The organism is Pseudomonas sp. GD03858 (assembly GCF_029840925.1).
Lineage (GTDB): Bacteria > Pseudomonadota > Gammaproteobacteria > Pseudomonadales > Pseudomonadaceae > Aquipseudomonas.
In genome coordinates, this window is record NZ_JAOCDM010000188.1 from 1 (window position 1) to 4776 (window position 4776).

Annotated in this window: 6 protein-coding genes; 5 read left to right on the forward strand and 1 reads right to left on the reverse strand. The window is 63.9% G+C overall.

Annotated elements, in window-relative coordinates:
• The first annotated feature begins 115 nt into the window (after positions 1-115).
• From N5D48_RS25595 to N5D48_RS25610, 4 genes are all read left to right on the forward strand, one after another.
• Entirely contained in the window at positions 116-763 is a 648-nt protein-coding gene (locus tag N5D48_RS25595) for a FadR/GntR family transcriptional regulator (protein ID WP_279888892.1), read from the forward strand.
• Positions 764-776: 13 nt separating this feature from the next.
• Positions 777-2051: an MFS transporter gene (locus N5D48_RS25600; protein WP_279888893.1), complete on the forward strand. Its 1275-nt coding sequence runs from the start codon at positions 777-779 to the stop codon at positions 2049-2051.
• A 111-nt stretch (positions 2052-2162) separates the two neighbouring features.
• Entirely contained in the window at positions 2163-2621 is a 459-nt protein-coding gene (locus N5D48_RS25605; RefSeq protein WP_279888894.1) for a nuclear transport factor 2 family protein, read from the forward strand.
• Positions 2622-2664: 43 nt separating this feature from the next.
• Positions 2665-2955 carry a GIY-YIG nuclease family protein gene (locus tag N5D48_RS25610; RefSeq protein ID WP_279888895.1) on the forward strand — a complete coding sequence of 97 codons (291 nt, stop codon included), beginning with the start codon at positions 2665-2667 and terminating at the stop codon, positions 2953-2955.
• 162 nt (positions 2956-3117) lie between these two features.
• Here N5D48_RS25610 and yejK read toward each other — a convergent pair whose 3' ends face one another.
• Positions 3118-4125 (reverse strand): nucleoid-associated protein YejK, encoded by a 1008-nt coding sequence (gene yejK / locus N5D48_RS25615; protein WP_062360406.1) that lies wholly within the window; start codon positions 4123-4125, stop codon positions 3118-3120.
• A 392-nt stretch (positions 4126-4517) separates the two neighbouring features.
• Here yejK and N5D48_RS25620 point away from each other — a divergent pair.
• Positions 4518-4776: HU family DNA-binding protein (locus tag N5D48_RS25620; protein WP_279888897.1), on the forward strand; the 259-nt coding region annotated here is incomplete at its 3' end.

A 4776-nucleotide genomic window follows, 5' to 3' on the forward strand; every position in this document is an offset into this window, starting at 1 on the left:
CGAACCCGAACCCGAACCCGAACCCGAACCCGAACCCGAACCCTTGCCCCGCCCTAACCAACCCGCTATCCTCCCACCTCAACAAAATTCATCCGATGACTGGACGTTCCCCCTAATGACCCCGCTCATCAAGCGTTCCCTGGTAGAACAAGCCGTGGACCAGCTCCGCGACCGCATCGCCAAAGGCACTTGGTCGGTAGGCCAGCGCCTACCCACCGAACCCGAGCTGGCCAGCGACCTGGGCATCAGCCGCAACACCGTCCGCGAGGCCATGCGCGTGCTGGCCTTCAGCGGCCTGGTGGAGATCCGCCAGGGCGACGGCAGCTACCTGCGCACCGCCGTGGACCCATTGCAGGCGGTACAGGCCATGTCCCGCTGCGCCGTCGAACACGCCCGTGAAACCCGCCACATCCTAGAGGCAGAAGCCATCGGCCTGGCGGCACAGCGTCGCACTGAAGCCGACCTCCAGGCCCTGCGCGAAGCACTGCAACACAGCGAGCAGCACTTCCATGGCGATGTGGATACCTACGTCGAATGCGACCTGATCTTCCATCAGCGCCTGGTGGACGCCGCCCACAACCCCGCCCTGAGCGAGCTGTACCGCTACTTCTCCAGCGTGGTCGGCGCGGCCCTGCAGCACAACATGGCTACGGTGCCCCGCTGCCAGATCGTGTTCGATCTGCACGGGCGGATCCTCGACGCCATCGAACAACGCGATCCGGAACGGGCCAAGCACCTGAGCCGGACCCTCATCGAATCCTGACCGCGAGAAGGCCATGACCGAACAACGTGAGATCGCTCCCCGCCAGGCGGAGCTCGATGAACTGCTGATCGACGCCGAAGCCGATGACGAGCAGGTCCAGCAACAACCCATACCGCTGCAACGGCCCTGGTTGCTGCTGCTGGGTCTGGTGTTGGTGGCGCTGAACCTGCGCCCGGCGCTGTCGAGCATGGCGCCGGTACTCGGGCAGGTTGCCGAAGGCCTGGGGCTCAGCGCCTCCCAGGCCGGCCTGCTGACCACCCTGCCGGTGCTGTGCCTGGGACTGTTCGCACCACTTGCGCCCATCCTGGCGCGTCGTTTCGGTAGCGAGCGGGTGATCCTCGGCATTCTCCTGATGCTGGCGCTGGGCATTCTCGTGCGCAGTGCGTTGGGGGTGGCGGGGGTATTTCTCGGCAGCCTGATGGCCGGCGCGAGCATCGGCATCATCGGCGTGCTGCTGCCGGGCATCGTCAAGCGCGATTTTCCGCAACATGCCGGCACGCTGACCGGCGTCTACACCATGGCCTTGTGCCTGGGGGCGGCGATGGCTGCCGGCGCCACGGTGCCCTTGAGCCATCACTTCGCTGACAGCTGGGCGCTGGGGTTGGGCTTCTGGCTGATCCCGGCATTGCTGGCGATGTTGATCTGGCTGCCCCAGACCCGCCAGGGGCACGGCCAGCACAAGGTCGCCTACCGAGTGCGCGGCCTGTGGCGTGACCCGCTGGCCTGGCAGGTGACGCTGTACATGGGATTGCAGTCGTCGCTGGCCTACATCGTGTTCGGCTGGTTGCCCTCGATCCTGATCGGTCGCGGATTGAGCCCGACCGAGGCCGGGCTGGTACTGTCCGGCTCGGTGATCGTGCAACTGGTCAGCTCGTTGAGCGCTCCGTGGTTGGCGACACGCGGCAAGGACCAGCGCCTGGCCATCGTGGTGGTTATGCTGGTGACCCTGGCCGGCCTGTTCGGCTGCCTGTATGCGCCGATCGGCGGGCTATGGGGATGGGCGATCGTGCTCGGCCTGGGGCAGGGTGGCACTTTCGCCCTGGCATTGACGCTGATCGTGCTGCGCTCCAGGGATGCTCATGTGGCGGCGAACCTGTCGAGCATGGCCCAGGGCATCGGCTACACGCTGGCATCCATGGGGCCGTTCGCGGTGGGGCTGGTGCACGACCTGACCGGAGGCTGGAGCGCGGTGGGCTGGATCTTCGCGGTGCTGGGCGTCGGGGCGATCGTGTTCGGTCTTGGCGCCGGTCGGGCGCTGCATGTTCAGGTCTGCAGCGAGCGCGTTTGAGGCGTGGCAGCAGGCTCGATCCGCGATCGTCATTCATGACGCGAATGGGCATGGTGTTGCTGGCATCCAGGCAGTATCTTGCGGGTTTCGCACCTTGCGCAGGAACAGTCCATGAGCGATGCCAACAGCGCCCTGATCACCCGTTTCTACCAGGCTTTCCAGCGCCTGGACGCCGAGGCCATGGTGGCCTGCTACAGCGAAGACATCGTCTTCAGCGACCCGGTGTTCGGCACCCTGCGCGGGCGTGACGCGGGCGATATGTGGCGGATGCTCACTTCGCGTGCCAAGGACTTCACCCTGACCTTCGACGATGTGCGCGGCGACGGCGCGCACTGGGTCGCGACCTACCTGTTCAGCCAGACCGGGCGGGTGGTGGTCAACGATATCCAGGCGCGCTTCGTGATCCGCGACGGGCTGATCTGCCAGCACGACGATACCTTCGACCTGTGGCGCTGGGCGCGTCAGGCGCTGGGCATGCCGGGCGTGCTGCTGGGCTGGACGCCGATGCTGCAGAACAAGGTGCGCCAGCAGGCGTTCAAGGGCCTTCGCGCATTCCAGCAGGCGTGCTGAGGCGTTAAGCTGGCTGCCCTCTTCCGTCGCACCGAACCGAGCCGTGAGCGAAACACCGACTTCCCCCGACTGCAAACCCTGGTATGTCTACCTGGTGCGCGCCGCCAACGGCTCGCTGTACTGCGGTATCAGCGACGATCCGCAGCGGCGCTTCGCCAAGCATCAGAAAGGGCAGGGCGCGCGGTACTTCAAGACCAGCCCGGCGCAGGCACTGGTGTATGTCGAGCAATGGCCGAACAAGGGCGAGGCGCTGCGTCAGGAGCGGTTGGTGAAGAAGCTGCGCAAGGCGGCGAAGGAGGCGTTGGTGGCGTCCTATAGCGGTGTCGGGGGTTAGTGGTCTAGCCGACGGTGGAGCGGGTTTCGTCTGTGGTCCTGATAGATCGCTGGGGCTGCTTTGCAGCCCTATCGCGACGCAAGGCCGCTCCTACAAATGATCGCGTTCCCCTGTAGGAGCGGCCTTGTGTCGCGATAGGGGCGCAACGCGCCCCCGGCGATCTCAGTCCTTGCGCCGTTTCAGCTGGTCGATCAGTTGCGTCGGCAAGCCCTTGATCACCAGCGTCCCCGCTTCCTCGTCATACTCGACCTTCGAGCCCAGCAAATGCGCCTCGAAGCTGATCGACAAGCCCTCGGCACGTCCGGTGAAGCGGCGGAACTGGTTGAGGGTGCGTTTGTCGGCAGGGATCTCCGGCGACAGCCCGTAGTCGCTGTTGCGGATATGGTCGTAGAACGCCTCGGGCCGGTCCTCGTCGATCAAGCTGGAGAGCTCCTCCAGCGTCACCGGCTCACCCAGCTTGGTCTGGGTGGTGGCGTAGTCGACCAGGGTCTGGGTCTTCTCCCGGGCGGACTCTTCCGGCAGGTCCTCTTTCTCCACGAAGTCGCTGAAGGCCTTGAGCAGGGTGCGGGTCTCACCCGGGCCGTCGACGCCTTCCTGGCAGCCAATGAAGTCGCGGAAATAATCCGAGACCTTCTTGCCGTTCTTGCCCTTGATGAACGAGATGTACTGCTTGGAATTCTGGTTGTTCTTCCACTCGGACAGGTTGACCCGCGCCGCCAGGTGCAGCTGGCCCAGATCCAGGTGGCGCGACGGAGTGACGTCGAGTTCGGCGTTCACCGCCACGCCTTCGCTGTGGTGCAGTAGAGCGATGGCCAGGTACTCGGTCATGCCTTGCTGGTAGTGGGCGAACAACACGTGGCCGCCGGTGGACAGGTTGGACTCTTCCATCAGCTTCTGCAGGTGCTCGACGGCGACGCGGCTGAAGGCGGCGAAGTCCTTTTCCTCATCCAGGTACTGCTTGAGCCAGCCGCTGAACGGGTAGGCGCCTGACTCGCCGTGAAAGAAGCCCCAGGCTTTGCCTTGCTTGGCGTTGTAGCTGTCGTTGAGGTCGGCTAGCAGGTTCTCGATGGCGTCGGAGGCTGCCAGTTCGCTGTCGCGCGCATGGAGCACGGCGGGGCTGCCATCGGGCTTCTTGTCGATCAGGTGAACGATGCAATGACGGATTGGCATGGAATTCTCGGTGGTCTGAGCGGTGAAAAGCCGCGCTGCAAAAGTCGCTCAGTTTACCTCAGGGTTGGGACGATGCAGTGGCCAGATATTGGCACAAATGCCAGTTGTTCGTTTTTTGTTCAAAATTTTGCGATTTTTCCGAAAACCCCCGAAAAACCTGCACAAAAACACTGTCGGCAGCGGATATTTATCGATTCCTGTGGTAGCTTTGCGCGGTCTTGCGCCCCTTGGGTGGCGCATTGCTGGCAGATCGCTTGCGCGGTGTCGAACCAAACGCCGATTTGCGTATCTACATAACGCGATCGACGCGGCCTCTGGAATGCTCCGGGCTGGCCCGACCACCGACCAAGCATGCTGCACAACCTCTGATTTGATAGGGAAGGAACACCACCATGGCACTGACCAAAGACCAACTGATTGCCGACATCGCTGAATCCATCGACGCGCCGAAAACCACCGCGCGCGCTGCCCTGGAGCAACTGGGCCAGATCGTTGCCGACCAACTGGAAAACGGCGCCGAAATCACCCTGCCAGGCATCGGCAAGCTGAAAGTCACCGAGCGTCCTGCCCGTACCGGCCGCAACCCTTCGACTGGCGCCGCCATCGAAATCGCTGCCAAGAAAGTCGTCAAGTTCGTGCCTGCCAAGGCTC

Bases quoted from the DNA above. Each gene is read 5' to 3' on its own strand.
- N5D48_RS25595 (WP_279888892.1), top strand. From the start codon at position 116: ATGACCCCGCTCATCAAGCGTTCCCTGGTAGAACAAGCCGTGGACCAG.
- N5D48_RS25600 (WP_279888893.1), top strand. From the start codon at position 777: ATGACCGAACAACGTGAGATCGCTCCCCGCCAGGCGGAGCTCGATGAA.
- N5D48_RS25605 (WP_279888894.1), top strand. From the start codon at position 2,163: ATGAGCGATGCCAACAGCGCCCTGATCACCCGTTTCTACCAGGCTTTC.
- yejK (WP_062360406.1), bottom strand. From the start codon at position 4,125: ATGCCAATCCGTCATTGCATCGTTCACCTGATCGACAAGAAGCCCGAT.